Annotated in this window: 18 protein-coding genes; 16 read left to right on the top strand and 2 right to left on the bottom strand. The window is 40.0% G+C overall.

All coding sequences use genetic code 11. The annotated features are described in order from the left end of the window. Nucleotide 1 precedes the first annotated feature (1 nt). Nucleotides 2-1,507, bottom strand: coding sequence for an alpha/beta hydrolase family protein (locus QE450_RS19915; RefSeq protein WP_307301610.1), 1,506 nt, complete (start codon nt 1,505-1,507; stop codon nt 2-4). A gap of 457 nt (nt 1,508-1,964) precedes the next feature. On the opposite strand from QE450_RS19915, the gene QE450_RS19910 reads away from it, so the two are divergent. The 3 genes from QE450_RS19910 (at nt 1,965) to QE450_RS19900 (ending at nt 9,073) form a co-directional block, all read left to right on the top strand. Further along, nucleotides 1,965-2,966, top strand: a complete 1,002-nt coding sequence (locus tag QE450_RS19910) for a glycoside hydrolase family 43 protein (RefSeq protein ID WP_307301609.1) — start codon at nt 1,965-1,967, stop codon at nt 2,964-2,966. Nucleotides 2,967-3,331: 365 nt separating this feature from the next. Next, nucleotides 3,332-4,861: a malate:quinone oxidoreductase gene (locus tag QE450_RS19905; protein ID WP_301262538.1), complete on the top strand. Its 1,530-nt coding sequence runs from the start codon at nt 3,332-3,334 to the stop codon at nt 4,859-4,861. A 342-nt stretch (nt 4,862-5,203) separates the two neighbouring features. Further along, nucleotides 5,204-9,073 (top strand): glycosyl hydrolase 53 family protein, encoded by a 3,870-nt coding sequence (locus QE450_RS19900; protein WP_307302779.1) that lies wholly within the window; start codon nt 5,204-5,206, stop codon nt 9,071-9,073. Between the two features lie 250 nt (nt 9,074-9,323). Here QE450_RS19900 and QE450_RS19895 read toward each other — a convergent pair whose 3' ends face one another. Next, a complete protein-coding gene (locus QE450_RS19895) occupies nt 9,324-9,761 on the bottom strand; it encodes an Lrp/AsnC family transcriptional regulator (RefSeq protein ID WP_307301606.1) in 438 nt (145 codons plus the stop codon). Between the two features lie 158 nt (nt 9,762-9,919). Between QE450_RS19895 and QE450_RS19890 the strand changes: the two genes are divergently transcribed. The 13 genes from QE450_RS19890 to QE450_RS19830 all read left to right on the top strand — a co-directional run bounded on the left by QE450_RS19890 (nt 9,920) and on the right by QE450_RS19830 (nt 26,047). Then, on the top strand, nt 9,920-10,381 hold the full coding sequence (locus tag QE450_RS19890) for a VOC family protein (RefSeq protein ID WP_307302777.1): 462 nt from the start codon (nt 9,920-9,922) through the stop codon (nt 10,379-10,381). 276 nt (nt 10,382-10,657) lie between these two features. Continuing rightward, nucleotides 10,658-12,523 (top strand): BglG family transcription antiterminator, encoded by a 1,866-nt coding sequence (locus QE450_RS19885; protein ID WP_273614245.1) that lies wholly within the window; start codon nt 10,658-10,660, stop codon nt 12,521-12,523. A gap of 18 nt (nt 12,524-12,541) precedes the next feature. Continuing rightward, a complete protein-coding gene (locus QE450_RS19880) occupies nt 12,542-13,420 on the top strand; it encodes a ketose-bisphosphate aldolase (protein WP_273614244.1) in 879 nt (292 codons plus the stop codon). 15 nt (nt 13,421-13,435) lie between these two features. Then, complete coding sequence (locus tag QE450_RS19875) at nt 13,436-15,364, top strand: PTS fructose transporter subunit IIABC (protein ID WP_307301602.1); 1,929 nt, start codon at nt 13,436-13,438, stop codon at nt 15,362-15,364. Nucleotides 15,365-15,662: 298 nt separating this feature from the next. Then, nucleotides 15,663-16,205 (top strand): PadR family transcriptional regulator, encoded by a 543-nt coding sequence (locus tag QE450_RS19870; protein WP_307301600.1) that lies wholly within the window; start codon nt 15,663-15,665, stop codon nt 16,203-16,205. 80 nt (nt 16,206-16,285) lie between these two features. Next, on the top strand, nt 16,286-16,939 hold the full coding sequence (locus QE450_RS19865; protein WP_307301598.1) for an HlyD family secretion protein: 654 nt from the start codon (nt 16,286-16,288) through the stop codon (nt 16,937-16,939). Nucleotides 16,940-16,953: 14 nt separating this feature from the next. Beyond that, entirely contained in the window at nt 16,954-18,492 is a 1,539-nt protein-coding gene (locus tag QE450_RS19860; protein ID WP_307301596.1) for a DHA2 family efflux MFS transporter permease subunit, read from the top strand. Between the two features lie 53 nt (nt 18,493-18,545). After that, on the top strand, nt 18,546-20,054 hold the full coding sequence (locus QE450_RS19855) for an efflux RND transporter periplasmic adaptor subunit (RefSeq protein ID WP_307301594.1): 1,509 nt from the start codon (nt 18,546-18,548) through the stop codon (nt 20,052-20,054). Nucleotides 20,055-20,223: 169 nt separating this feature from the next. After that, entirely contained in the window at nt 20,224-20,826 is a 603-nt protein-coding gene (locus tag QE450_RS19850) for a TetR/AcrR family transcriptional regulator (RefSeq protein ID WP_307301591.1), read from the top strand. Between the two features lie 250 nt (nt 20,827-21,076). After that, nucleotides 21,077-22,279 carry a hypothetical protein gene (locus QE450_RS19845; RefSeq protein ID WP_307301589.1) on the top strand — a complete coding sequence of 401 codons (1,203 nt, stop codon included), beginning with the start codon at nt 21,077-21,079 and terminating at the stop codon, nt 22,277-22,279. Then, a complete protein-coding gene (locus QE450_RS19840) occupies nt 22,272-22,835 on the top strand; it encodes a HupE/UreJ family protein (protein WP_307301588.1) in 564 nt (187 codons plus the stop codon). The genes QE450_RS19845 and QE450_RS19840 overlap by 8 nt, the downstream gene beginning before the upstream one ends. A 211-nt stretch (nt 22,836-23,046) precedes the next feature. Next, nucleotides 23,047-23,943, top strand: coding sequence for an ABC transporter substrate-binding protein (locus QE450_RS19835; RefSeq protein WP_307301586.1), 897 nt, complete (start codon nt 23,047-23,049; stop codon nt 23,941-23,943). Nucleotides 23,944-24,394: 451 nt separating this feature from the next. Continuing rightward, entirely contained in the window at nt 24,395-26,047 is a 1,653-nt protein-coding gene (locus tag QE450_RS19830) for a rhamnogalacturonan lyase B N-terminal domain-containing protein (protein WP_307301584.1), read from the top strand. Nucleotides 26,048-26,221 lie beyond the last annotated feature (174 nt).

Below are 26,221 nucleotides of genomic sequence, written 5' to 3'. Positions count from 1 at the left end.
TTTAAAATAGTGAAGTAACAAATTTCACCTCTGGAAAGGTAGAATTTGGTCCTTTGATTAACGTTCCACCTTTGTTTTTTAAATGCATATCAAAGAAATCAAGCATGTATGCATCAATAATAGAAGAAGCTCGTTCAGGAGCTATTTTGCCTGTAATGCCTATCATTTGGAATAGTGGTGAAATGAACTGCACATCTGTAAAATTTAAATGCTCTGTATTTTGGATATATAACACTTGTCCTCCAAAAGCCATCGTTTCATGGATTCGTTGCCGTTCTAGCTTTTTGTTTTTTCGTTCTTGCACAAACCATTCTTTGCTATTGCCTGTACGTTGAATCTCTTCATCCGTATAGATGTGATGATCGATCACCATTTTGAATTGCTCAAAATTGCTCTGCGAATTTATAAACAAAAATGGTTTGCGTAATGCTGCTCTATCTTGGAGGCGATAAAGACCGCCATCAAGGTCTATGCCCGCTGTAATTCGTGGATCATAAGAAACATCATAAGCCGTCGCTCCGCCGATCGAATGACCGAATACTCCGATATGAGCAAGGTCTATTTTTCCTTTGAATAGGCTTGGGATAGAGCCAGATTGAAGTAGTTGAAATTGATCCAATACAAAGGTGACATCATCGGTTAATACTTTTCCTAACTTGTCACGATTCGCTCTTTCTGTTGGATAATCATGGTCAGGGGAGAATAAGTTGTCTGTTGTACTGGTGGTGATTCGCCCATCGGGGAATTTTGTAGCAAACGTATTATACGTATGGTCGATAACAGCGACAATATAGCCATGACTTGCGAGATTCTCAGCTTGTGAAGTATGAAGAAATCGGGAAGAAGCGTTACCCGGATTGGCAATAATAAGTGGATATGAGGTCTGTGCGGAAGAGAGAGCACCTTCTGAATAAGAATGACTGGATACGTATTGTAAGTGTTGGAAAGTAAACTCGGGAAGACTATAATTCTTCGCTATATATGGAAGAATAGAAGCATCCGGTATAAAAGGAACGTATTTACCTGTGTTAGCTTCTGAGGGGTACCATACCTGAACCATCAATTCTCTGTTGCCTTTACTAGAGGTGCCAAATATGTCTTGCTGTTGATCATTGGTGAAATGAAAAGTGGTAGTGCTTACAGGCAATGAACCGGTAGGAGCAGGAAGATCGAATACAGGAAAGATGTACAGCAAGCACGCTGTCGCAATCAGTCCAATCATACTAACAAGCCGACCTAACACTTTGCCTATTTTCGATGTATATGGTGTAGATTTCGGTGTTCTGCGAGCATCAATAACAGACCGTATAAGCATCAGTATCGTCAATCCGTATAAAAAGAGTAACTGTATCCGGTATCCTTCCACAAGCAGATGGATGATGACCAAAATAAAGCTGATTCCACTGGTAAGAAGCAACGCTAATTTACGTAGACGAGGATTAGTTACAAACAAACTGGATAATAAACAAATATTCAAAAACAACAATAGTATTTCGAAAAGTCTCATATTCATTCCTCCTACCAATACATGTTGATCCAATAGATAAGATTAATATAGAAGAATGAACAGAGTGTTACGCATTGATTTAGATTACATTTGCCTTACACTCTTGTAAGCTATATACATTATGCCAAGTGCATAGATGAATTATGATCAAGATACTGTTATTTCACGTGAAACATTGAGGTAGAGATAGAAGAATTATAGAATCCATCTGCTCGATATCAAAAAGTGATCTACCAAATCGTGTATACCGAAAAGTCTTGAATTACGGTATAATACTAAATAAGTAGTAAACCTATCTAATTCAGATCATTTTGCTTGCAGATTGAAGATGATTTGAATAGACTTTAAAAGAATAGTACGTACTATCCAACTATTTTGAATAAAGATAATTCATTATGGATACAAGTTACCTTCTCTATTGATTTGAAAGCGTGTTCAATAAAAGGAGCTGATCGCTATGACTGTCTATAATAGTGCTTGTGATGTAAGTCAACCGAAGCAAGGTCACCTGCTTACTGATATTCCTGCTCATGATCCATTTGTGCTGGCAGATGCATCTACAGGTACCTATTATTTGTATACGGGCGCAGTGCCTTCGCTACATGGGGTAGAAGCTTATGGAGTATTAACGTATAGTAGCCAAGACTTGGAGCATTGGGAAGGGCCTTATGTGGTCTTTACAGTACCTGAAGATAGTTGGGCGCATCCACAACATGGAGCATGGGCTCCTGAGGTGCATGCTTATCAAGGGCATTATTATTTATTTGTGACACTGCATCATCAGGATCGGCCGTTAGAAGGTGAACCTGTTCAAGGCTATGCCAAGCATTGGAGAGGCACTGTAATTGCTGTGAGCGATTCACCGACAGGTCCTTTTGAAATGATCCATTCCGAGTCTCCGGTTGTCTCTCCAACCCAGATGACATTAGATGGTACGCTATATCTCGATGAACAGAATCAACCGTGGATGGTCTATTGCCATGAATGGATTCAGACAATTGATGGTACGATTGAAGCGGTACGTCTTACCGAAGATTTATCTACCGCTGTAGGGGAGCCGATCACTTTGTTACAAGCATCTTCTGCACCATGGATTCAGCAGGATCGTGAACAAAGCATATCAGATCATCCAGACGGTACAGTCTATGTAACCGATGGTTGTCAGTTATATCGTACATCTGGCGGGCATTTGATGATGTTGTGGTCAAGCTATGAAGGGAATAGTTATGTACAGACGATAGCTCGTTCGATCAGTGGTACACTCGCAGGTCCGTGGGAACAATTGGAGCCATTAGTGAAAGAAGATAGCGGTCATGGCATGCTGTTCCAGACGTTTGATCAGCAATGGATGTTAATCTTACACCGACCTTTTGACATGCCAGCATCCCGTTGTTATCTATATGAAATAGAAGATACCGGAGATCAATTTCTATTAAAATATCCTGCTCAAACTGTATAAAGATAGAGAGAAGGTAGCGTTGTATCATAAAGGATACATGACTAACTTAGACGAGTTAGGGTATCCTTTTGACCTACATATTATGTATAATATAACATAATAAAAGAAGGGTGTTGCTAGACAAAAGCAAAGTAACCCGATAGACTTTAAGATGTACGGCTTTTTCAGTCAATCTTCTCATTTTTTACCAGATCAAAATAGTTTATAATGAAGAGATACATGCCGATAATATTTTAAATAGAAGATAATTTGGTTATAATGAATACAGATAACGTATATTCCTGAGTGGAGCTTTGCTTCTGGAATGACCTGGATAGAAGCGCCTGCTCTTTTTTGCAAATATAAAGAGATAAAGGAAGGTTTTTATGAACAGCATACCGAAAAAAACAGACATTATCTTAATTGGTGCCGGAGTCATGAGTGCGACTTTGGGGTCATTGCTTAAAGAGTTAGCACCGGAGTGGGAAATTAAAGTGTTTGAGAAGCTAGCCAGTGCAGGAGAAGAAAGCTCTAACGAATGGAATAATGCAGGAACCGGTCACGCTGCACTGTGTGAACTGAACTATACGTCTGAGAAGCCAGATGGATCGATCGATATTAGCAAAGCGGTGAATATCAACGAGCAATTTCAATTGTCGAAGCAGTTCTGGTCTCATCTAGTGAAGCGCAATATTATCCGTCAACCACAAGACTTTATCAAGCCAATTCCACATATGAGTTTTGTATTAGGACAAAGTAATGTTACTTTTCTCAATAAAAGATTTAAAGCGCTTTCGGCAAATCCGTTATTTCAAGGAATGCAATATTCAGAAGATCCAAACAAGTTAAAACAATGGATTCCTTTGATGATGGAAGGTCGTACATCGAATGAACCGATAGCAGCGACCAAAATCGATTACGGAACTGATGTGAACTTTGGAGCATTAACCCGTATATTATTCGAAGATCTCAAAACTAAAAATGTAGAAATACACTATAACCATATTATTAAAGATATCAAACGTGCTTCTGAAGGTGGATGGGAAGTCAAAGTCCACAACATTAGCACAGGTACAACCGAACATCATATTGCCAAATTTGTCTTTATTGGCGGTGGCGGCGGTAGTCTACCGTTGCTACAAAAAACAGGTATTCCCGAGTCCAAGCATATCGGTGGCTTTCCGGTGAGTGGCGTCTTTATGTCGTGTAAAAATCCTGAAGTGATCGAGCAACATCATGCGAAAGTGTATGGTAAAGCAAAATTGGGAGCTCCGCCAATGTCTGTACCGCATTTGGATACCCGATATATTGGCAACAAAAAAGCGTTATTGTTCGGGCCGTTTGCAGGCTTTTCACCAAAATTTTTGAAAACGGGTTCAAATATGGATCTGATCAATTCGGTCAAACCGAACAACTTGTTTACGATGTTAGCCGCAGGTGCAAAAGAGATGGCATTAACCAAATATTTGATTCAACAAGTGATGCTGTCAAACGATAAACGGATGGAAGAAGTACGTGAGTTCGTTCCTAACGCGAAAAGCGAAGATTGGGAAATCGTTGTTGCAGGTCAACGTGTACAGGTTATCAAAGACACCGAGGATGGCAAAGGCACACTTCAATTCGGGACAGAAGTCGTTAGTGCGGCGGACGGATCGATTGCTGCTTTGCTAGGGGCTTCTCCGGGTGCTTCGACAGCAGTACATGTAATGCTCGATCTGTTCCAGAAGTGCTTCCCGCAACGGATGCCAGAGTGGGAGCCGAAGCTAAGAGATATGATTCCTTCTTATGGTAAAAGATTAGCGGAACATCCAGACCTGTTCCAGACTATTCATGCGTCAACTTCCGAAACGTTAGGTCTAAGCGATTATCCAGCAACCGAGCTAGATATGGATACTAAAGTATTCAAAAAAGTATAGCTTCACAGCTAGGCTTACTATGCGAATAGGTAGGATAAAAAGGATATCAAATACAGCAGAACCTTTGATCTATTACAGATTAAAGGTTCTTTTTTTGCTCAAAATGACATAAATAACCAATCAAAATCGTAGGAATGATATGGATTACTAAAATGCTTGTCTAAAAACACAAAATGTTGCAATCGTCCCATGTCGCTAGTGAAAAGAGGATGCTATAGTGATCACAGCTATATGTAAGCGCTTTACAATGAAATTGAGTGCTTATGTGAAGATGTACACATAGGAATAACGGAAGGGGATAAGCAATTGAAAAGAGAGAAAAAGATAGCTTCATTGTTGGTAATGATCGTTATGATAATCGGACTATTACCGATTCACATTACACCTGCTCTAGCAGCAGACACTACTAACAACGCATTGATCCAAAATGGAGGATTTGAGAACGACTTTTGGAGTGATCAATCCTGGCAAGTGGATGCTTCAGATTGGAAATTAGTCGATATTCAGCACTATGCGTATGCAAATGATTCTTTTATTACACCAGCAGAAGATACGTATGCGTTCAAATATTGGATAAGTGATCAATCGACAACCGATCAGCAAGTCACTGTCAGTCAAAACGTACCTACTTTGCCGGCTGGAAGTTACGAATTGTCTGTACAGTCGATGGGCGGTATGGGAGCAGAAGCCGGTCATGTTCAATTGTTCGCAGGCAATGAGCAAAGTAAAGAAGTCGCCACGACAGGCTACAATCAGTGGGGTACAGTAACATTGAAATTTGTACTAACCGAGCCGACATCCAATCTCAAGGTCGGAGCTAGAATCACAGGTGGAGCAGGAGCATGGGGATACCTTGATGCAGTGAAGTTGAAGCAGACAAGTACCGATACTTCTACCCCTGTAACAGCAGATATTTTTGTGCAAAAAGTACAGGGATTGAAGTCTGATTTTATCAAAGGTGTCGATGTATCGAGTATTATTTCGCTAGAACAAAGTGGAGTGCGTTTTTATAATGAGCAAGGAATAGAGCAAGATATATTTACCACGTTAAAACAATCCGGTGTGAATTATATTCGTGTGCGCATCTGGAATGATCCGTATACGGCAGATGGCAAAGGATATGGCGGTGGAGATAATGATCTTACCAAAGCGATCCAAATAGGAAAACGAGCAACAGCCAATGGAATGAAATTGTTAGTCGATTTCCATTATTCTGATTTCTGGGCAGATCCGGGCAAGCAACATATTCCAAAAGCATGGGAAAATCTATCGCTCGCTGATAAAGAGCAAGCTGTCTATACGTATACCAAAACTAGCCTGCAACAGATTATTGACGCAGGGGTTGATGTAGGCATGGTACAGGTCGGTAATGAAACCAACCAATCATTTATCGGCGAAAATAACTGGGTCAATATTAGCAAATTGTTCAACCAAGGCAGTCAGGCGATACGTGCAGTTGATCCTCATATTCTGATCGCTTTGCATTTTACGAATCCAGAGACACCGGGTCGTTATCTGTCTTATGCCAAAGCACTTTCTGAACAAGGGGTAGACTATGATGTATTTGCTAGTTCATATTATCCGTTCTGGCATGGCACACTTAGCAATCTCACTTCTGTATTGAAGCAAGTCGCTGATACGTATGGCAAAAAAGTAATGGTGGCTGAAACGTCTTATGCGTATACTGCTGAAGATGGCGATGGACATGAAAACACAGCACCTCGCAGTTCTGGACAGACATTAGATTACCCGATCAGTGTTCAAGGGCAAGCAACATCGGTGCGTAACGTAATCCAAGCGGTATCACAAGTTGGAGATGCAGGGATCGGTGTATTTTACTGGGAGCCTGCATGGTTACCGGTAGGACCGAAAGAAAATCTAGAGCAAAATAAAAAACTTTGGGAACAATATGGATCAGGGTGGGCGTCTAGTTATGCCGCAGAATACGATCCTGATGATGCAGGTAAATGGTATGGCGGTAGTGCTGTCGATAATCAGGCGTTGTTTGATTTTGCAGGGCATCCATTACCTTCGCTTAGTGTATTCAAATATGTAAATACAGGAGCTGTCGCAGCGCTCAAAGTCGATGAAGTGCAAACCGTGAATATCACGGCTAATGCAGGTGATCCTATCACATTACCTACGGTAGTCACAGCCACTTATAACGATGGTAGTACAGGTACGTTATCGGTAAGCTGGGATCAGCAAGCGTTACAAGAAGCAGTCAGTAAAGGTGCAGGTCAGTATACGATACAAGGCACGACGACAGGTGGACATATTGCAAAAGCGGTACTGGATATTCGCCGTCCTAATCTACTGCTAAATGGCGGATTCGAACAAAGCGATCGCAGTATGTGGAAGATTACGTATGGTGATGGAAGCACACCGCATACTGATTTCCAGAACAAAGCTTCAGATGCCAAATCCGGTCAATACTCGCTTCATTTCTATTCAGCAGATGGTGTGAATTTTCAAGTGAAGCAGACTGTACAAGGATTGAAGCCAGGTTATTATAATCTTTCAATGGCGATTCAAGGTGGCGATGCTTCAAATGCAAACATGGCATTATTCGCATCAACAACTGGACAAGAAGTACAAGTAGAGACAGGTGTTAAAGGCTGGGTACAATGGAATCAGCCAGAAGTGAAAGAGATCAAAGTGACCGATGGGATGTTAACGGTAGGCGCGACGATTCAAGCAGGTGGTGGAGCATGGGGATCACTGGATGATTTCTATCTAACCTTTGCACGCGACTTAGAAGCTACAACACCGGATGATGGTTCAACGCCAACACCTACTCCTATCCCTAATCCAGAACCAACGCCATCTCCCGAGCCTACCCCGAACACTGGTAATTCTTCCAGTAAAGGCGGTGGTGGTTCATCGGTAGCGACTGAGAATATCACAGCTTATGTAGATGGCGGGCAAAATAGTACGTCATTAGCGAATATTACGATCAAGCGCACAACACTTGCAGACGGTTCCAAAAAAGACATTGTCAATTATGAAGCTTCCCAAGCACAAGAAGCGTTGCAAAAAGTAAAAGCAACAGGTAAATCCACTATACGTCTGGTGATGCCGGATGCTAACAATGAAGTGAGTCAATTACAATTTGGCTTACCTCAAGCAACAGCTCAACTTCTAGCAACTAACGGGATAAATCTAGAAGTGTATACGAATCATGCACGATTAAGCTTACCTGTATCTACATTGTCTACAGTGAGCGAAGATCGTCAATTTACAGTACATCCTTTGCAAAAAGTAAACGATCAACAAGCTGTTACTGAGCGTGTGCAACAAGATCGTCTGGTGCAAGCTAAGATTGGCAGTGGAACTGTAGAAGTAATCGGTACCCCTGTAGAGATCGATACAAATTTACAAGGACAGCCTGTGAATCTAGTACTTCCTTTACCAGATCAATCTTTACCCGATTCAGCAACAGAACGTCAGACATTTGTGAACAGTCTAATGATCTATATTGAGCATAGCGATGGAACCAAAGAGCTGGTACAACCTACGGTAGTATCCGAAGGAAATACACCATCCGGGTTACAATTTAACGTCAGCAAATTCAGTACATTTACGATTGTTCATCTTGATCCTTCTGTACCAACTGTTAAAGGGACAGAAAGTAGTGGGGCAACAACATCGTATATGCAAGGATATCCTAATGGAACATTCCAACCTGGGGGGAAAGTGACACGTGCAGAGTTAGCTTCTATTCTTTTCCGTCTGGGAGGGGAGCAATTAGCATCGTCTTCGAGTGTACTTACTCAGACACCAACCTATACAGATGTAGTCGCTGGCACATGGAGTACGGAAGCGATCCAAGCAGTAACGGGTGCAGGATGGATGCAAGGGTACGATAAAAACACATTTGCACCAGAACGTCCCATCACCAGAGCTGAAATAGCAACCGTTATCGCGCGTTGGATGAAGCTTAGTGGAACAGGAGCAACTTTTTCAGATACACAAGGACACTGGGCAGCTACAGCGATTGCTCAAGTTCAGCAAGCAGGTTATATGCAAGGGATGCCAGATGGAACATTCAAGCCGAACCAGACGTTAAGTCGTGCAGAAGCAGTCACTTTGTTCAATCGCGTATTGAAGATAGCGCCTGTGACGGATACAACATTGTCGAACTGGTCAGATGTTCCAGCCTCTCATTGGGCATTTGCAGATATTATGACAGCAACAGTAAAAACTCCATAAAAAGTATACGACAATAAACTAAAAAAACGTTCTGGCTATATGCTGGAACGTTTTTTGTTATCTTGCTTCTATTCGTTATAAATAAAGATAGAAATGTTTGCTCTTTGTGTAAATCTGACCTATGCGATCTAGTCAGGAGTCGAAGCAGTTGCAACAGACTTAATCTCTGTACAAAAGATCAATACAGGAATTGTCAAACAAAATAGCCTTAATGTTAACTTATCTCCTACACAAAGGTTAGAAGAGATCATTAAAAACTAGGATAGCGATGTTCAAATATACTTTTGATACTTACATGCGATTTGGAAACACCTAAATGATTGATATTCTCCTGAAATTGTACAAGTTCTTCCATCGAAGTTGTCTGAATTCTTAACAAATAATTATATTCACCACTGATTCGATGCAGATCAGTAACTTCCAAAGCTTGTTCACAAAACTCTACAAATTCTTGACAGCGTTCTGTTTTGATCATTATAAAAGTTGTCAAATGAAGATTTAATTGTTTATCATCAAATGCTGCATGATATCCTGTAATAATTCCTTGTTCTTCTAACCGTAGTATTCGTTCTCTGATCGAAGGAGCAGACATATGGAGTTCTTTGCTCAGTTGCACAATCGTTATTCGGGCATGCTGTTGAAGCTTTCTCATTAATTGGCGATCTATCTCATCTATCGAATAGGACACTGTATCATTTCTCCTTATCGCTTTGCTTTTTTTGAATAAAAGGTGAATAGCAGAAATTAACTTCTTTTTGTTGGTATTACGGGCTAATGTGCTTTTTTTGTTCATATATCGCTCGTTTGCATTCTTTTATAATAAAATGATCATATCATGAAGGGGCGATTAAAATAGGCATTAATGGATTAGCACACGTAGCGATTCAAGCAGAAGATTATAAAAAAACGCTTCTTTTTTATCAAGAAGTTCTTGGATTTCGAATAGGTCATCAATGGAGTTTACCTGATTTTCATATTGAACATGCTTGTATGCTTATTTCACCGGATCAGCGTACTTGTATCGAGTTATTTGATACAGGCGCAGTTATTCCTGCGCAAGGAGAGCGTGCACAATCACGCGATGAGGTTCGCTATGGAGCGATGTTACACTTTGCTTTTTATGTAGATGATGTAGAAGCTATATATCAGCAGTCTTTGGCGTATGGAGCCTCCCCTTATATCAAACCGGCGCATCTTGTATTAGGTCATCCAGAATTGGTAGTGCATAATGCTGTTATTCAAAGTCCAAATGGAGAAGTCATTGAATTCTTAGAAGAAGTCAGTTTTGATGTTAATGCTATATCGTAGAGATTGAATACATTTTCTGAAATAGGATGTAAGATTTCTTTAATTTAAAATTATAAACGTGAGTCTTGAAAAGTGATGATATCTATTCGTTACTTTTTCAAGGCTTTTTTGCTATTTACTTTTTTATCAGAGATTCTTAAATAGTGAAGTCCCTTAGATATTTAAAAAGTAGGTATCATAGAACAAACAACGAATCACTTCCTAACTATTAGGAAACACTATAGGCTTGGTGTAAATAAAGCGCTTGCATTAGTATAAATGCGAGGAGGAAAACAAATGCGGAAACGTTACATTAAGCTATTGGAGCATTTAAAACAATCGGAGCATGACTTTGTGAGTGGGAGCGAATTAGCTAATCTATTTGATGTAACGACGAGAACGATACGCAATGACATCAAAGAAATCAACGAGAATTATTTAGATAAAGCGATCATCACGGGTAACACTCGCAAAGGATATAAGCTTGTCGGAGATTTATCGAATCTCCATCAGAATGAAGATGATTACGAAGAGCGAGCTTTTCATATTATTAAAGCGTTGCTGTCCCAGACAGACTTTATCACCTATGAAGATTTAGCCAAAAATCTTTACTTTTCTACACAAACGATTCGTAAAGACGTACAAAAATTATTACAGACGATTCAAGCGGAAAAGCAAAATATTGAGATCGAAGCGATTATTTTTCAAGGGATACGGCTCAAAGGAAGCGAAGTCGAAAAACGGATTTTGCTCAAAAAGCTGGTCACTGCTGATTGTCTCAAACGCATGTCGTTAGATGAAGCATTACAGTATTATTTTGGCGATTGGTTTAACGAATCAGCGATTACTTTTATCTACAATTGTATTGAGGAAGAAGTGGCACGATATCAATTGCTACTGAGTTCGCAGGAATTATTTTCGATCTGTGTCAATGTACTGATCAGCCTCAAGCGGGTTGAATTGGGACAACCTATCGCAGAACAAGATATGCGACTCGATCATACAAGTTTTGAAGAATTGCGTATCGCACGCTCTATTTTGAACCGTCTGACTCAGGAATTAAAGACTCCATTTGATGAATACGAATATCAGTATTTAGGCTATCTGCTGATTGCGCTACAGATTTTACCGAAAAAAAATGAAGGCATCGAGCATGAACAATCCAATGAGATTGAAGCCAAAATCAGAGCAGTCATCCAGCATGTTGGAGAGCAGTATGGATTTGTGAGTTATAAAAACGAAGAACTATTTGATCGACTACTGGCTCATATTACCAAGTCTTTATATCCATTAAAATATTACTTTCCTGTCGAAAATCCTTTTATTGCTCAAATAAAATCAGAATATACCAATGCTTATAATATCGCGGTTGTGTTAGCGAAAGAATTGCAATTTTGCTTAAATATCAAAATCCCTGAAAATGAGATCGGTTATTTGACTCTTCATATCATGGGTATTATCGAGAACTCTCAAGAAACCCGCAAACGAATCGCTATTATTTATGGCAAAAATCCGTTAGTCGGGAAGCTGTTAGAACGCAAAATCAATCTATATTTTCCGAATATCAAAATTGATAGTCTGCTCGCCAATCATGAAATTCATCTTCTACCTGAAGGGATTGAAACGATTATTACGACAAGCGAGATTGCCGAGCAACACCATCTGGATGCTCAAAATATTATTGTCGTTAGTGAAATGATTACCAGTGAAGATATGAAAAATATTTCGATCCAGTTAAATCGAGGATTGCTGAAATATTATTTATCACCAAATGATCTCTTTTTCTTGGATGAAGATCAACCTATCGATTTATTGAAAACCCTTACAGAATTAGGAGACATTCAACATTTATATACCAGTATTCTGGAACGGGAAAAAATGTCGAGTACCAATATTGGAAATCTGGTTGCTATGCCCCATCCATTTGATTGTGGAGATAACAAAAAATTACGTGTACTCGTGGCCATCAATAAGCAAAAAATATTGTGGGGCGATAAGATGGCACAGATCATTTTTCTTTTTATCCCACCCAAAAATCAAAAAGTGAACAATACCAAATTTTTTGAAGAAATTTACGATGTGTTCAAGCAGACCAATATGACAGAGAAACTACTCAATATTACAAATTACGATGAATTTTTGGAAGTCTGGTCTTCCAAATAACCCTTAGGAGGAAATGATATGTTAATCAATATGAGAGATTTACTTAAAGTGGCGTATGAAAATAAATTTGCAGTTGGGTCTTTTAATGTAGCGAATAGTGAGTTTGTCAAAGTCGTGATCAATGCCGCAGAAGCACAAAATTCTCCTGCTATTATGCAGATTCATCCTAATGAAATTGATCTGGTCACAGATAGTTTTGTCGCTTATGTACGTGAAGCCGCATCCAAATCGAAAGTGCCGTTTGTTATTCATCTGGATCATGGCGCAAGTATCAAAGATATTACCCGCTCGATTCGTAACGGTTATACCTCTGTCATGATGGATGCTTCGCATTTACCATTTGAAGAAAACATTGCAGCTACTCGTGAAGCGGTAGAATTAGCACATCTAGTCGATGTATCGGTTGAAGGTGAGCTGGGAACGATCGGTAGTAATGAAGGTAGCTCCGAAGGTGGAGCAGACGAGATTCTGTATACCAACCCAGATGAAGCCGCGATTTTTGTAGAACAGACAGGTATCGATACACTGGCGGTGGCAGTAGGAACGTCTCATGGTATTTATCCGCAAACGAAAGACCATTCGATCAAAATTGATCGACTCAAACAAATCCATGAAAAAGTAAAAATTCCGTTAGTCTTACATGGTGGATCGGATAATCCAGATGAAGAGATTCGAGAAGCCGTGAAGCATGGTATTGCCAAAATTAACTTATCTACAGATATGAAGCGAGCCTTTTACAATCAATTAAGAAAAACACTGGATGCGAATCCAAATGCGTATGAGCCTGATTTCTTAATGCCTGAAGCGACGCAAGCGGCAACAGAATTAGTGAAGAAAAAAATGGATCTATTCGGCTCTACAGGCAAAGCGCCACTTTACAAATTGGGAGAGCTATAAAAGGAGTGATCGATCATGAAGATTTCTAGTGTGTTACAACCGGAAAATATCATATTGGATGTCACAGCTACCACCAAAGCAGAATTGATCGATGAATTGGCGCAAAAGTTAAATGATAATGGTTATTTAAGCGATATGGAGCAATTTAAAAAAGATATCTGGGCGCGTGAAGAACAGGTGCCAACAGAAGTAGGATTTGGCATAGCTATTCCTCATGCCAAGTCCACAGGTGTCAAAGCCCCGGCGATTATTATGGGGCGATCGCTCAGTGGTATTAATTACAGTACAGAATCCTGTAATCTGTTTTTTATGATTGCGGTCGATCAACATTCTTCTTCTGAACATTTGCAGACTTTATCCAAAATTTCGACCTTTTTGATGGATGAATTATTCAGAGCGAAATTGATTCTTGCTCGTGATCGGGAAGAGATTGTACGATTATTTGAACAAGCAGAAGAACAAGATACAGCAGCTCTGCATAGTCATAAGAAACATGCAGGCAAAAAAATAGTCGGTGTTACCGGTTGCCCTACTGGGATTGCACATACTTTTATGGCGGCAGAATCACTAAAAAATGCCGCTCAAGAATTAGGCGTACAGATTAAAGTTCAGACCAATGGCTCCACAGGTGTTGAAAATGAGTTAACCGCAGACGATATTGAGCAAGCCGATGGAATTGTAGTCGCTGCCGATGTCAAAGTCGATATGAGTGTATTTGGCGACCGTAAAGTAGTCCAGACTTCAGTCAAAAACGGTATTCATCATGCCAAAGATCTGATCGAAGAAGCGATTGCAGGTAAAGGGGTCGCTCAGAATCAAGGTCAATCCAACCTTAAAGAAGCTAAAGAAAAAACACGTCTCAAACAGCCTAAAATCTATAGCCATATTATGAATGGTGTTTCCTTTATGATTCCATTCGTTGTCGCTGGCGGAATATTGATTGCGCTCTCATTTATGTTCGGCATTCACGCGGCTGATCCTAATAGCCCTGATTATAATGCCTTTGCTGCTTTTCTTAGTACAGCAGGTGGTAGTGCAGCCTTTGCATTAATGGTTCCTGTACTTGCAGGTTATATTGCGTACAGTATTGCAGACCGTCCGGGTCTAGCGCCTGGTATGATTGGCGGAATGTTAGCTACACTTGGCGGATCAGGATTTCTCGGCGGGATGTTAGCTGGATTTATCGCAGGTTATAGTATTTTAGCAATCAAACGATTGGTGAGAGGCATTCCAGATTCTTTGCAAAGTCTATCGCCAGTACTGATTTTGCCATTAGTCGGCTCGTTTGTGACCGCTCTGATTATGTACTTTGTCGTCAATACACCGATGGCATGGATTAACGTATCGTTGCAAGGGTGGCTGAATAGCTTAACAGGTACCAATGCGATATTGTTAGGTGCTTTACTTGCAGGTATGATGGCATCCGATATGGGTGGCCCGATTAACAAAACAGCGTCTGCTTTTGGATTGGCGATGTTTGCCAATCAGATTTTTGAACCGTCAGCAGCTCTGATGGTAGGCGGAATGGTTCCACCGCTAGGGATCGCACTAGCGACCACATTATTTAAAAATAAATTCTCGATCGAAGAACGTAATGCAGGCAAAGCCGCTTATGTGATGGGCGCATCTTTTATTACCGAAGCCGCTATTCCTTTTGCCGCTAATGATCCTTTACGGATTATTCCAGCGAATATTATCGGGGCAGCGATCGGTGGCGGAATGTGTATGGCACTGGGCATTTCGCTTCAAGCTCCACATGGAGGAATCTTCGTAATACCGATTGCGGCAAGTAATCCACTGCTGTATATTCTATGTATTGCTGTCGGATCTGTAGTGACTGCTTGTATTATTGGCTTTTTGAAAAAGCCGATGTATAGCGCTACTAAGCAAACCGAAGACAAAGTCGATTCTAATCCAGTATCTCCAACGATCAAATCTGCTTAATATCATATAGATACACAGCTAGCGCAAAGAGTAGAACCTTTTACATCTACGTAAAAGGTTCTACTCTTTTTTGTGCATATATTGCCCTATTCATACTTAAATACATTACATACCTAATTAAATGGCTAAAAGTATTGACAGTCTTCAAAAAATTACATAGAATAAATCTGTTCATTACTCTGTACAGAGTAATCTATGCAAAGTATATTTTCGGGGGAAAGACATCTACTGTATAAAATTAAGCGACATCAATATGTCTTTTATAAAAAATGAACGTGCAATGAAAGGATGAACTCTATTGTCTTTACAAATTTTTATTTTAGGACGACTTCATGAACAGGATTATCACCCGTACGATATCAAAAAAAGTATTAACAATGCTGGTGAAAATCTAGTTCGCGTAACAGACGGTAATCTGTATTACAATTTCGAAGCCTTACAGAAAAAAGGATATGTTCAAAAAGTAAATACAGTGCAAAACGACAACCGTCCTGAAAAAACCAATTACGCGATTACCGAAAAAGGCAAACAAGCACTCAAAGATATGATTTATAAAAGTTTTAAAAACGCTGATGATGTGCGGTCTTTATTTGCTTCTTTGTTATTTGTGCATTTGGTCGATACGAATAAGTTGATTTATTCCACACTCGAAGTGATTGAGAACATCGAAAAAGAGCTGGCGTACTTAGAAGCGAATGCCGATCATCCGTTGCCGGAATATATTTCAACAGAGCAACAAGAAATGGCACTTTTTATGAAAGATTACAAATCCGAAAAGCAAAAAGTCGAACTGAAATCTTTTAAAAAATTACTATCTTTATTAGAGCAAAAACAGTCTTGATCTACGGTGTCTTTTGGCGCTAAAGATCAATATGAGAGCTATCAATTATTCAAAACTTTTAGACTGCTGAGGTGGAATGTGTGAAGAAAAAGATTGTTTTAATCATTTTATTGGTGCTACTGGTAGTAAGCGGTGGAGCGCTCGGTTATTACTATTGGTATCAAGGAAGTCATTTTGTCAAAACAGAAGATGCACGTATCAGTGCAGATCAGTACAAAGTCATGCCTCAGCTAACCGCACGCTTAGATCATATTGATGTAGAAGAAGGCGATATTCTCAAAAAGAATGAACCGATCGCTGAACAAGATGTCTCCGGTCTGGAAGCTAGTGATATTAGCAAATCTGTAGTACGTGCACCGATTGACGGCACTGTACTTAAAGTACAATCCAAAGAACGTGAAATGGGATCACCCAGTGCAGCGATAGCCATTATGGCTGATATGAAAAATCTATATGTCTCTGCCAATATCGAGGAAACAGATATTAACCGTATTAAGCTAGGTGCGCGCGTAGATATTACCCTGGATGCTATCGAAGGCGAAAGTATTCAAGGAAAAGTTCGCAAAATCGGACAAGCTTCAAATTCGGTATTTTCTGCGATTCCTGCTACCAATACAAGCGGTAACTTTAACAAAGTCACCCAACGGATTCCGATTGAGATTGCTTTGAATGTACCGGATGGACTGACACTGATTCCCGGCACAAATGTTGAAATAAAAATCTATACACAGTAAAAGGAGGAGTCTCTGTGGCTTCTAATGAAATCGCTGTTGCTCCTTCCTTGGATACCTCATCCAGAGAACGCTGGCTTGCTTTCTTCGCTATTGTTCTTGGTGCTTTTATCGCTGTACTGAATAACAGTCTGATCAATGTAGCTATTCCGCAATTAACAACAGATCTAGGATCAACGACCACTCGAATTCAATGGGTGATTACAGGGTACACGCTGGCTTCAGGTATTATCGTGCCGATTACTGGATTTATGGAGCGCAAAGTCGGTTATAAAAAATTTCTGATAGGTGCTTTATCAGTGTTTACACTGGGCACAGCCTTTTGTATTTTTGCTTGGAATGATATGTCGCTAATTATTGCTCGTATTATTGCAGGGCTTGGCGGTGGGGTTATTATTCCACTAAGTATGACGATTATTTATAAAATTATTCCACGTGAGCAAGTAGGGATGGCGATCGGTATTTGGGGGATTTCAGCAATGGCGGCTCCTGCGATCGGGCCTACACTAAGTGGATATTTGATTGAATGGTTTAACTGGCGCTTTCTATTTATCGCCTGTGTGCCGATTGCATTATTCGCTATTCTGATGGTGATTCTGTTGATCAAAGAACCACCCAAAAGTGAACCGATTAAATTCGATATGCTGGGCTTTATATTAGCAGGAACATGTGCAGGTACATTATTGTACGCATTATCGAATGGCTCGTCTAAAGGATGGACATCTTTTGAAATTGTAGGCTTGCTGTTTATCTCGGTCTGGTCATTGATCTTTTTGATCGTTGTCGAATCCGGTAAAGACAATGCTGTTATCGATGTATCTTTATTTAAAAATTATAAATTTACGATCAGTGTTATTACCTCTAGCTTTGTCATGATGGGGATGTATGGCGGAACATTTTTGGCTCCTGTATTTTTGCAAAGTGTACAGTCGTACTCGGCGATTGATACCGGCTTGATCTTACTTCCGCAAGCATTAGCGATGGCGATTGTGATGCCATTTGCCGGTAAATTACTCGATAAAGTAGGGATTGTGCCTATAGGGTTAGTCGGCTTGACATTAACCAGTCTGATGACATTCCATATGTATAGCCTGTCTCCTCAGACTTCTCGTACGTGGTTCGAAACGGTTACAGTGCTACGCGGAATTGGGATTGGAATGTGTCTTATGCCTTTGTCTACTGTAGGCATGAATGCTGTTGCACCGGAAAAAGTAGCTAATGCTTCTGCGGCATCCAATCTGATTCGTACAATTGCTGGTTCTATCGCTATTGCGATTTTGACCTTTATTATGCAAAGTCGAACTGCTTTACATGGTCAACATATTGCTGAATCGATTACGACAGATGGTGCACAGACCTTGCAATCTACACTCGGTAGCTCATGGGTATCTTCGTTAACCGGTATGATTTCTCTGGATGCATACTCACGCGGAATTGCCGATACATTTGTGATCTCGTCGATTCCACTATTTTGCTCGATTCCGTTAATTTTGTTGTTTATCAGCAAGCGTAAACCGAAAGCACCGAAAGAAGAAGTTATTTTAGCCAAAGCCTAAGGTGACAACAGATAAATATGTTCAGGAACGTTTTTATAGAAAGGAAAGAAGCGATGAAAATCAAAAAGTGGGAAGTTACAGCCGCCGCCTTAATAGTAAGTAGTATGATGTTAGCAGGTTGTTCTAGTGGTGAACCGGATCAAGCGATGAATGTCACTGTCAAAGTCAGTCAGGCGCAAAAAGGAATGATCGGACAAGGTGAAATCTATACAGGCACAGTCACCCCTTCAGAGACAGTAAATATTATGCCCAAAATATCAGGTAAAGTCTCGGCTATCTCTGTCGATATTGGAACAGAAGTGAAAAAAGGGCAGGTCTTATTCAAATTAGAGGATGACGATCTTCGTAACAATCTCAAAATTGCTCAATCAAATGTAGAAGCCGCGGCAGCAGGAGTGACCACTGCTAAAGATTCACGTGAGTCGGGTATGGTCTCTGCCAATTCAGGTGTAGTCAGTTCAAAAGGTGGCGTTATTTCGTCCAAAAGCGCGATCGATCAAGCGACAGGCGGAATGAATCAGGCACAAGCAAGTGTCAATCAAGCTCAAACCGCACTCAAGCAAGCACAGACTGCTATCTCAACAGCGACAAATACGATTAAGCAGACTCAAGAAAATGTAACTACTGCGCAAAAAACAGCATCACGTACGCAATCATTATTCAATAACGGTTTAGCGACACAAGCAGAATTAGAACAGGTAACGGCTGCTGTCGTTACCGCACAGACTGCTTATCAGAATGCTCTAAATACCAAAGCCAATGCAGAAGAACAATTAGTCGCTGCTCAAAATGCTCTAGGTACTGCGCAAAAAGGATTATCAACTGCTCAAAGTGCATATGAAAATGCAACCAGCAGTTATGAGAATGCCAATAGTGGTTACAGCAATGCTCAGCGTCAACTGGATGTGGCTCAAAGTACAGCAGGTATCTCCGCTAGTGAGCAAAAAGTAGCGCAAGCTCGATTGAATGTCAATATCGCTCAAGATAATCTCAAAAATGCAGTAGTTACTTCACCGATTAACGGCATCATTACTACCAAAAATGCAGAAACCGGTGAAATGGTCGCTCCTTCTGCGCCTTCGCTTGTGATTGCAAATCTTAGTACAGTGAATATGTTGATCTATGTACCGGCAGATCAGATCAATCGTATTCAAGCAGGAGATCGTGTACAAGTACGTGTAGCTTCATCCAATATTTTGACAACAGGTAAAGTGAAAAATATTAACTCTATCGATAGTAGTGGAAATGGTTATCCTGTTCAAGTAGCTGTCTCCAACGCAGATAATAAGCTCAAACCGGGGATGCTGGCAGATGTAAGCTTTATCGGTAAAGATGCCAAAGAAGGCATTATCGTACCTACCAAAGCGATTCAAAAAGACGGTAACACTTCTTATGTCTATGTAGCTGTCAATAACAAAGCGATTCGTAAAGAAGTAAAAGTAGGCAGTGAAGTAGGTTCTCAGACGTTGATTACCAGCGGATTAAAAGATGGCGATAAAGTTATTCAAAATAATATAGCACTACTTAGTGATCAAGGTACGGTTACAGTAAGTGGAGATTAAACTGTTCAGTATATTTAATTAGTTCTAAAAACCGTTCTATCTTTGTATAGAGCGGTTTTTTGCTGTGTAATTGTATAAAATAGATGGTAATGAATCTTTTATATATCTAATCTTCAGTTATTTCCTATTTACATGGCTAGACTTATACCACCAAGGATGGTGAGAATACATGGTGAATGTCAATGATCTACGTGTGGTACGAACACAAAGTTGGCTACGAGAAGCATTGATCAAATTAATAGATCAAGTAGGATTCGATGCGGTAACTGTACAAAGTCTAACTCGCGAAGCAGGGATTAATCGGGCTACTTTTTATCAGCATTACCGGGATAAATACGATCTATTAGAAAAAAGTATGACTGATATGCTAACTTCACTCCAAGCTGAAGTGAAAGTAAGTGATATGAAAAAAGTACAATTAGATATTCACTCGTTAGAAGCTTTATTTTTGCGTGTACTTACGATTATTTCTCGTCACCAGATTTATTTTAAAGTGATGCTTGGAGATAAAGGGTTACCTTCTTTTCAATCTCAACTTACCGGGTTAATCAAAGCTAATCTTTATGAAGTGATCGGGCAACATTTTTCTTCTAATCCTCAACAACAGATTATGCAAGATATAGCTATTACGTATGTAGCAACAGCTAATGTAGGGTTACTTACACAATGGTTAACAGGTATAATGCCTTATTCAGCCGAATTTATGGCTACCCAAATGGCGTATCTTTTTGTGGAAGGGCCGCTACAAACTTTACAACAGACTTCAACTTAATCCTTTTTCAGACAACAGTCACTTCTATGAATGAAGTGGCTTTTTTTGTGCTGGTGATCGTCACTATTATCAGTATTGTGCGTAATTCCAGAGATAATCGTCACTCTACAATAAAGTGTAGGTTAAGCAACAATTGTAACGGTATTGTTTGTTGAATATAGGCGTCAGATTGCTACAATTTAAGCAACAACATGTTGTTTATTTACTTCGAATCTAGATCACATTTTGAGGGGAGATAGGTGATAAAAAGGTGGACACTTCCAATATTAAAAGTTTGCTGACCGTTATTTCGATATCTATTACTTTGTCCGTCTTATTATTGATTCATGTAGGATGGGGAGTAAGTGTAGAATATGGACTGGTAACTGGACTTGCTTTGGTAGGGTGGTTAACTTACTCCTATCGCTCAGCTCCTCGTATTGATTCACTTTTACCTGTCTATATCATCTGTATTGTATTACTAATAGCACTGAATACGCTTCGTTATACATCGATGTATGCAAGCTTTATAGCAGTACATTATTCAGCAGGATTTGCTAATGATTTTGTAATGAGTCATACCTATTGGTTTATCTGGATGGTTGGATTACCTGTTGTGATTTTGTTATTTGGTGGTTATTTTTTGAGCAAAGGATATACAGTAGGTGCATTTTTTGCATGGTGGGGATATGCCTATGTGGCTGTAGAATCAGTGATTCAACTGATTGTAGAATTAGGGCACTATTCGTTATATATGCATCATTATTTCGGCGGAGTCTGGGTAGCAATGTTATTATTTTATCTAGGAAGTACAGGGATACTGAAGCTTATTCGACCACAACAACAATCTGTACATCATGAACCGATACAACCACTAAGTCGACGTAAAAAAAATCTATGGACGATTTTGATTGTAACTTGTATTGCGATCTATGGGATGACTTTTTATACGCAAACAGGTAGCTTATTACCAGTAGGTGTGATTATCGGTTCTATGATGGGTGGATTGGTCTGCTGGCGCAAAACAACTTCGTATCTACCGGCTGATCCGTATACAGTAGTACCGCTATATTTATTGTTACAAGCTCTTTTTTATATTCATGTTGGAGAAGAAGTATTGACTCATTTTAATCAAGGCATCGCATCGATTACCGGACAGACATGGACAGATCGAGATTTCGATTATTTGATTACTTTGATAGGTCCATTTTTCTGGATATTGGGTGCGTATAGTCTATGGAAAAGACAAGCATTTGGCAATTTTATTTTGTGGTTTATGATTGTAGGTATGATTCTAGGGGAACCTACACATTTGCTTGTATTTCCTATCGTACGAATGGTGCAAGAAGGAGTAGGATATGAGTATTTCTCAGGCATGTATACGTCGCTATTTCCGATGATCCCTGCGATTCTAAGTTTGATCGTAATTGTAAAAGATCGTCTAAAGCAAAAAGAGATGATGTCACATGATTAGAATTATAGTGCTTGTACTGATCTTAGGAGGATTCTATACAAGTATTGCCGATGCACATGGATTTGGAGGCAGTGGTTTTCTGCATCCATTAACAGGGGTGGATCATCTGGTAGCGATGCTTGCTGTTGGAGTATGGAGCGCGCAGATTGGTGGCAAAGCGATCTATATCGTGCCATCTTGCTTTGTCTTGATGATGTTGCTAGGGGGTCTAGTTGGATTAGAGGGATGGCTATGGTCACATCTGGAAGTGTATATTGCTTGTTCTGTGTGTTTATTAGGATTAGCGATTGTCTGGAATCGCCAACAGTCCGTATGGATTGCAAGTTGTGGAGTCGCTCTTTTCGGATTTGCACATGGTTACGCACATGGGCTTGAAATTCCTCTACTGCTCAGTCCAGCCGTCTACATTACTGGATTCTTAATCACCACGATTGGCTTGCATGTGATCGGAGCTGTAGGAGGTTTATTAATATTGGAAGAACCCAAAGGAGCTATCCGGTTACAAGGGATAGGAATAGTGATTTTAATCGTAGGACTGAAACTGATTTTCTTTTGAAAAAACATAGAACGAGTATCATATGTATAGGGTGACATGGTAACAATCATTTCCATTGACAACGAATAGAAGCTACTATAAAATTCAACCTAATTGATAATTATTATCAATTAGGTTGTTTGAGTATATAGACTCTTACGCAGATTAATTCTATATACATTACAATATGTCAATCGTTCCACAGAGAAATAAACACATAAAGGGGTCAAGTATGAAAAAGTGGATAGGGTTAACACTAGGAATTTGTATGATCTGGATACTGAGTGCTTGTGGGTCAGCACCAGCAGTAACTGAAACAACAAGCACAACAGAAGCTACAGAGAACAAAAAGATTGCTTCGATTTCTATTTTTTTGACAGGTGATCTGATGGCATTGGGTATTAAGCCTGCGGCAACAACAACAAGCGATTATTTACCGATTACAGGGGAGCAATATCAAGGGATACAGTATTTAGGATTTACCAAAGAACCGGATATGGAAGCATTGATCGGATTACAACCGGATGAGATTTTTATAGATGCTGAATTTGCAGATAAGCATGGATTAGATAAATTTGAGCAGATAGCTACTACACATGTGATTAATTTAGATGAAGGAAGATGGCAAGATCATTTACGCACAATCGCCCAAATCGTAGATCGCACAGAGAACGCAGAATCATTTATTACTGCTTACGAAGCCAAAGCAAAAGAAGTCAGTACGCGATTCCAACAAAAGATTGGCAATGGTAAAGTGTTAGCGATGCGTGTATCAGCAAAAGGATTCCGTATCTATGGTATGGATCGTCCGCTTGGCCCTATTTTGTTTGAAGATTTGAAATTAACCCCTTCTCCCAACGTCACCACCATCGATAAGAACTGGGAAAATATCTCTAAAGAAATCTTACCTGATTTGGATGCAGATGCGATCTTTGTACTGGTTTCTTCGGTAGACGAAGGCAGTGATCAAGTATTTGAAAAGCTACAATCCGATCCAATCTGGTTAGGTCTCAAAGCTGTTAAAAACAAACAGATCTATATGATCACAGAGCAACCATGGTTAGACTATTCTGCTTCAGGTAATCTGCAAGCGTTAGAACAGTTGGAAAAGATGTTAAATGAGAAGTGATTTATCTGTTATCCAGATCATAGATGTACAGTAAGCAGACATACAATCATCAGTCATAGAAGAGCAAATATACAAGCACCATAGGATCTACACAAAGAAAAGCCTTCGTTGTAAGCAAGAAGGCTTTTTTGTGTTTTAAGTAATGAATCCAAATGACTATTTTAAATGATGACCTAAAATCGTTACTATACCTCGTTTATCTATAATATTTAGACAATAATTACCTCTACTATACAAAGCAGATGAAAAAATAGAGTTACCGTATAACAATTCCGAAAATCCATTCAAAACGAGGGTAACTTCATATAATATATAGAAAATTACTTTTTATTCCTTATTATACTAATAAATAATAATCACTAAACATCGCCTTTTGAAAGTAATGTCCTGTCGTTCAGTTTTTTGTAAGCGTTATCAAAAAGACTTCTATTCTAATCATGGAGGGATAATGATGAACAAAGTTGAATCGCAAGCAAGACAATGGGGATGGCGTCAATGGTTGACGCTGTGGATTGTAGTGATATTGGTAGGTGTATCGAGTGTATTTCCTGCTTCTACCGGACATGCCGCGGCTATCAGTGTAACAGACAATGGATCAACGATTGTTGTCAATACAGGCGCAGGGCTAGTCTATACCGTAAACAAAGACAATGGAGATATTACATCTAGCAAAATGAATGGAATCGAATTAAGTAGCTCCGCAGGCAAAGGTTCTCATATCAGTTCTGGCCTAGGATCAGGGGCAGACGTCACATGGAATACATCTCCATCCGGTGCCACAGTGACGATTATTACCAAAACAAGCACGTTAACACACTATTATGTCTCACGTAGTGGCGAAAATATTATTTATATGGCGACATATATTACAGCAGAGCCTTCTATCGGAGAATTGCGTTATATTTTCAGAGGAAATGGCAATGTATTAACAGGTGTTCCTGCCAATTCGAATATCCGCAACAATACAGGAGCGATTGAAAGTCAGGATGTGTTTGGATTATCTAACGGTCAGACCGTATCCAAATATTTTGGCAACGATCAGGCGAAAGATTTGAGTATTCGCGGTGTGACAGGTAATGGGGTAGGTGTATTTATGGCGTATGGCAATCGGGAGAAAAGTTCAGGAGGTCCTTTCTTTCGAGATATTCAATTTCAAAGTGGTGGAGATACCGAAGTCTACAACTATATGAACTCCGGTCATGAGCAGACAGAAGATTGGCGACTTGGTCTACATGGGCCTTATGCGCTGATCTTTACTACAGGGTCAACGCCAAGTGTACCAGACTTTAGCTGGATGTCTGGACTGGGATTAACAGGTTGGGTATCCAGTCGTGGAACAGTTGTATTGAATGGACTATCTGGCATGGTGAGCGGTTCGACCTATACTATCGGATTTGCCAATGATAATGCTCAATACTGGACAACAGCATCATCGAGTGGAGCGGCTGTCCGCCGCGATATGATCCCTGGCACATATACGATGACCGTCTACAAAGGCGAGTTAGGTGTCTATAAAGAAAGTGTCAATGTCACCGCAGGTAACACAACAACGATCAATACAAGAACCATTTCAGGTGATCCTGCAAGCAAACCAGCACTATGGCGTATCGGCACATGGGATGGCACACCGCTAGAATTCTTGAATGGACAGACTATTGCTGTCCGTCATCCATCCGACAGTCGTAATGCAAGTTGGGACCCTGTGACGTATGCCGTCGGTGGAGCAACCAATAAGTTCCCCGCGATTCAATTTAGAGGGCAAAATTCACCAACTAAGATTACATTTAATCTAACAGCCGCTCAAGCGTCTTTACCACATGTGCTGAATATCGGAATTACAGCAGCATATAATAATGGTCGTCCTAGCGTGACGGTGAACAACACAATATTAAGTAATCCAGCAGCATCAACACAACCGAATTCACGTAGCTTTACGATTGGAACCTATCGTGGCAACAACACTACATTTTCATGGACGATCCCCGCTTCCGCTCTAGTAGAAGGCACCAATACAATCTCGCTCACTCCGATTAGTGGTTCTAGTGATCTTGGAAATTGGCTTAGTGCAGGGTGGGTATATGATGCGCTGGAGTTGTTGAATTAAGCAGTTGAAGGGCTAAAATAGAGTGGTTTGGTAATGATAAAAAAGTTCAAAGTAATGAAAAAAGAGTAAAAATTAAAGCTTAAGAAAGCAAAAAAATGAGAAGAGGTACTATGTTCTGATGTATAAGAACGTAGCACCTCTTTTTGGTGATTACTTATCGTCAGGTAGATGTTC

The organism is Paenibacillus sp. SORGH_AS_0306 (assembly GCF_030819345.1).
Lineage (GTDB): Bacteria > Bacillota > Bacilli > Paenibacillales > Paenibacillaceae > Saccharibacillus > Saccharibacillus kyungheensis.
This window is presented reverse-complemented; position numbering and strand designations above follow the sequence as displayed.

What these genes read in the sequence shown, in the direction of transcription:
- QE450_RS19855 (WP_307301594.1), top strand. Translation starts at nt 18,546, where the DNA reads ATGAAAATCAAAAAGTGGGAAGTTACAGCCGCCGCCTTAATAGTAAGT.
- QE450_RS19905 (WP_301262538.1), top strand. Translation starts at nt 3,332, where the DNA reads ATGAACAGCATACCGAAAAAAACAGACATTATCTTAATTGGTGCCGGA.
- QE450_RS19915 (WP_307301610.1), bottom strand. Translation starts at nt 1,507, where the DNA reads ATGAGACTTTTCGAAATACTATTGTTGTTTTTGAATATTTGTTTATTA.
- QE450_RS19880 (WP_273614244.1), top strand. Translation starts at nt 12,542, where the DNA reads ATGTTAATCAATATGAGAGATTTACTTAAAGTGGCGTATGAAAATAAA.
- QE450_RS19840 (WP_307301588.1), top strand. Translation starts at nt 22,272, where the DNA reads ATGATTAGAATTATAGTGCTTGTACTGATCTTAGGAGGATTCTATACA.
- QE450_RS19850 (WP_307301591.1), top strand. Translation starts at nt 20,224, where the DNA reads ATGGTGAATGTCAATGATCTACGTGTGGTACGAACACAAAGTTGGCTA.
- QE450_RS19910 (WP_307301609.1), top strand. Translation starts at nt 1,965, where the DNA reads ATGACTGTCTATAATAGTGCTTGTGATGTAAGTCAACCGAAGCAAGGT.
- QE450_RS19885 (WP_273614245.1), top strand. Translation starts at nt 10,658, where the DNA reads ATGCGGAAACGTTACATTAAGCTATTGGAGCATTTAAAACAATCGGAG.
- QE450_RS19900 (WP_307302779.1), top strand. Translation starts at nt 5,204, where the DNA reads ATGATCGTTATGATAATCGGACTATTACCGATTCACATTACACCTGCT.
- QE450_RS19830 (WP_307301584.1), top strand. Translation starts at nt 24,395, where the DNA reads ATGAACAAAGTTGAATCGCAAGCAAGACAATGGGGATGGCGTCAATGG.
- QE450_RS19835 (WP_307301586.1), top strand. Translation starts at nt 23,047, where the DNA reads ATGAAAAAGTGGATAGGGTTAACACTAGGAATTTGTATGATCTGGATA.
- QE450_RS19875 (WP_307301602.1), top strand. Translation starts at nt 13,436, where the DNA reads ATGAAGATTTCTAGTGTGTTACAACCGGAAAATATCATATTGGATGTC.